General features: G+C 73.0%; 3 protein-coding genes. 1 reads left to right on the top strand and 2 read right to left on the bottom strand.

Going from position 1 to position 3751, the window contains the following annotated elements; genetic code table 11:
• Positions 1 to 1212 (top strand): PTS sugar transporter subunit IIA (locus tag Q0195_RS07505; RefSeq protein WP_299276592.1); only part of this gene is annotated, 1212 nt, incomplete at its 5' end.
• A 72-nt stretch (positions 1213 to 1284) separates the two neighbouring features.
• Here the strand turns inward: Q0195_RS07505 and Q0195_RS07510 are convergent.
• Together Q0195_RS07510 and Q0195_RS07515 are read right to left on the bottom strand one after the other, a co-directional pair.
• Entirely contained in the window at positions 1285 to 2454 is a 1170-nt protein-coding gene (locus Q0195_RS07510; RefSeq protein ID WP_299276594.1) for a fumarylacetoacetate hydrolase family protein, read from the bottom strand.
• A partial coding sequence (locus tag Q0195_RS07515) for an aldehyde dehydrogenase (NADP(+)) (RefSeq protein WP_299276597.1) occupies positions 2451 to 3751 on the bottom strand: 1301 nt, incomplete at its 5' end. The genes Q0195_RS07515 and Q0195_RS07510, both read right to left, overlap by 4 nt.

The following is a 3751-nucleotide window of genomic DNA, read 5'->3' on the forward strand; positions in this document are numbered from 1 at the left end:
CTCATCCACTTCGTCGGCGGCATCCACGAGATCTACTTCCCCTACGTGCTCATGAAGCCGCGCCTCATCCTGGCGATGATCGCCGGCGGCATGACCGGGGTGGCCACCAACCTCGTGTTCGGCTCGGGCCTGCGCGCCCCGGCAGCCCCCGGGTCGGTGATCGCGGTGCTCATCCAGTCACCCGCCTCCAGCCTCCTCGGCGTGACGCTGTCGGTGGTGCTCTCCGCGGTCGTCACCTTCGTCGTCGCCGTGCCGCTGCTGCGGCTGGGCAAGGGCGGGACCGACGACCTCGCCGGCGCCACCGCGAGCATGGAGGAGATGAAGGGCAAGAAGTCCAGCGTCGCGAGCGCCCTCACCGGCGACGGCGGGGTGGCCACCCGCACCGGGGAGATCCGCAACGTCGTCTTCGCCTGCGACGCCGGGATGGGCTCCTCCGCGATGGGGGCCTCGGTGCTGCGGCGCAAGGTGCGCGCGGCCGGCCACCAGGACGTCACCGTCGTCAACAAGGCCATCTCCAACCTCACCGACGACGTCGACATCGTCATCACCCACCGCGACCTCACCGAACGCGCCCGGCAGCGCACGCCCTCGGCGCTCCACGTCTCGGTGGACGACTTCATGGCCAGCCCGCGGTACGACGAGGTCGTCGAGCTCATCATCCGCAGCCGCGGGGAGGCCACCGCCGCGGAGTCGGCGCTGCCCACCGAGACGGTGCCCACCACCGAGGTGCCCGCCGACGAGCAGCCCGGGCCGCAGGACCGGGCCGCAGCAGGGCCGGACGGCCTGCTGGCGCGGGAGTCGATCGTCCTGGACGGGACGGCGACGACGATGTCCGAGGCGATCACCGAGGCCGGCCGGCTGCTCGTGGCCGCCGGTGCGGTGCCCGAGGAGTACGTCGACTCCATGCACGAGCGGGAGGGGTCGGTCTCCACGCACATGGGCAACGGGCTGGCCATCCCGCACGGCACCAACGAGGCCAAGGGCCTGATCCGGCGCACCGCGATCTCCTTCGTCCGCTACCCACGGGGTCTGGACTGGAACGGTAAGGAGACCGAGTTCGTCATCGGGATCGCCGGCGCCGGGGACGACCACCTCCAGGTGCTCGCCCGCATCGGGGAGATCTTCCTCGACCCGGAGCAGATCGAGCGGCTGCGCGCCGCCACCACCCCCGAGGAGGTGCAGGCGCTCGTCGGGGAGATGAGGACCGAGTGACCCCCGGACCCCGCCGGCGGCTGGATGCGACACACCCCCAAGCCGCCGGCGGACCCTTGCGTCTGGTCCGGGTTACCCGGCGACCGCCTCGAGGTAGCCGTACAGGGCGCGGATGCCGAACTCCCAGCGCGGGATCTCGTCGGTCGGCGCCACCTCGTTGACGAGGGTGCCGAGGTGGCGGCTGCTGATCGTCACGATGTCACCGGGCTTGTGGGTGAAGCCCGCCCCGGGGACGTCGCGGTCCTTCGTCGCGGCGAAGAGCGTGCCGGTGTAGAGCACGAAGCCGTCCGGGTACTGGTGGTGGGGCCCGTAGGTCGCGGCGATGAGGTCCTCGAACGGGCGGCTCAGCCGCGAGACGTTGTTCACCCCGTCCATGACGAAGCCGTCGCTGGGTCCCTCGACCCGCATGGTCACCTGCTCGGCGCGGAGCGTGTCGAGGGAGAACGCGCCGTCGAAGAGCCGGACGAAGGGGCCGAGCGCGCTCGAGGCGGTGTTGTCCTTCGCCATGCCGAGCAGGAGGGCGCTGCGCCCCTCGACGTCACGCAGGTTCACGTCGTTGCCGAGGGTCGCCCCGCGTGCCCGGCCGGTGGAGTCCACGACGAGGACGAGCTCGGGCTCGGGGTTGTTCCACGAGGAGAAGTGCGGGATGCCGACGTGGGCCCCGTACCCCACCGAGGAGAGGACCGGGGCCTTGGTGAACACCTCGGGGTGCGGGCCGAGACCGACCTCGAGGTACTGCGACCACAGCCCCTCGGCGACGAAGACCTCCTTGACGCGCTGCGCCGCCGCGGTTCCCGGCTGCACCCCCGCCAGCTCCTCGTGGAGCACACCGGCCACGGTGCGGCGGATGTGCGCCGCCCGGTCCGGGTCGCCGGCGGCGCGCTCCTCGATGACGCGCTCGATCATGCTGTCGACGAAGGTCACCCCGCACGCCTTGACGACCTGCAGGTCGACCGGGGCGAGGAGGTGGCTGCGGTCGGTGCGTCGCTCCAGCGAGGCGCCGACGAGCTCGTCGAGCCGCCACCGCGGTGGGCCGGTGACACCGGCGAGGACCTCGCGGAGGTCCGCACGTTCGAGCAGGTCGGAGACGGTCGCAGCGAGGGGGAAGAGGTCGTGGACCTCCTGCCCGCGGACGAGGGCCGGGCGAGGCCCGCCGGTCGCGCTGTCCCACACACGCCCGACGAGGACGGCCCGGTCGTGGTCGGGCGGGAGGACCGAGGTGACGACGTCGTGGGTGGTCACTGCGCTCCCGCCCGACCCGGCACCCAGCGGCCGTCGACGCGGCGCGTGATGCCCCAGGGGTTGTCCTCCTGCAGGGCCGGCGGCAGCAGGCTGTCCGGGAGGTTCTGGTAGGCGACCGGGCGCAGGAAGCGGCGCACCGCCGCCGTCCCGACCGACGTCGTCGTCGAGCTCGTCGTCGCGGGGTAGGGGCCGCCGTGCTGCTGGGCGTAGGTGACGCTGACGCCGGTGGGCCAGCCGTTCCACAGCACCCTGCCCGTCCGTGCCTCGAGCGTGGCGAGCAGCTCGCCGACGTCGTCGCCCTCCTCGCCGTGGACCGTCGCCGTGAGCTGGCCCTGGACGAGCTCGGCGACCGCGGTGAGCGCGGCGTCGTCGTCGTACTCCACGACGATGCTCGCGGGGCCGAACATCTCCTCGCGGAGGATCGCCGGGTCGCGCCGCACGTCGGCGACCGTGGTGGTGAACAGCGCGGGTGCGGGGGCGGTCCCGGTGCCGCCGGCCACGAGCTCGGTGAGGCCGCGCTCGGCCATCGCGGAGCGCGTGGAGAGGAAGCCCTCCGCCAGCTGCGGCGTGAGCATCGGGGTGGGGGAGACCTCGCGCACCGCGCTCACCAACGCCTGCCGGTCCTCGTCGTCGAGCCGCGGGGTGAACAGCAGGCCCGGCTTGGTGCAGAACTGGCCCATCCCCAGGGTGTAGGACTGGACGTACTCGGCGGCGATGCTGCGCCCCCGCGCGGCCCACGCGCGGCGGGTGACGAAGACGGGGTTGATGCTGCCGAGCTCCCCGTAGAAGGGGATCGGCTCGGGCCGGGACGTTGCCCGGTCCAGGAGCAGACGCCCCACCCGGGCCGAGCCGGTGAAGCTCACCGCGCGGACGAGGGGGTGGTCGACGAGCGCCTCGCCGGCGGCGCGCGTGGTCACCGTCAGGAACAGCCCCTCGGGGGCTCCGGCGGAGGCCAGTCCTTCGGTCACCACCTCGGCCGTCCGCCGTCCGAGCTCGGGATGCGCCTCATGGATCTTGTGGACGACGGCGCACCCGGCCGCGAGGCCCGCTGCGCTGTCCCCGCCCATGACGCTGAACGCGAAGGGGAAGTTGGAGGCCCCGAAGACGCCGATGACGCCGAGCGGGACGTTGACCCGGCGCAGGTCGGGGCGCGGACCCATGCCCCAGTCCGGGTCGGCGTGGTCGATGGTGGCGTCGAGCGGCTCACCGGTGAGGACCTCCTCGGCCAGCAGCCGCAGCTGGAAGGTCGTGCGGGTGAGCTCGCCCTGGAGCCGGCCGTCGGCCAGGTGCGTCTCCT

Origin of the sequence: uncultured Georgenia sp., from assembly GCF_937958535.1 — a bacterium.
In the GTDB taxonomy this organism is placed as follows: Bacteria; Actinomycetota; Actinomycetes; order Actinomycetales; family Actinomycetaceae; genus Oceanitalea.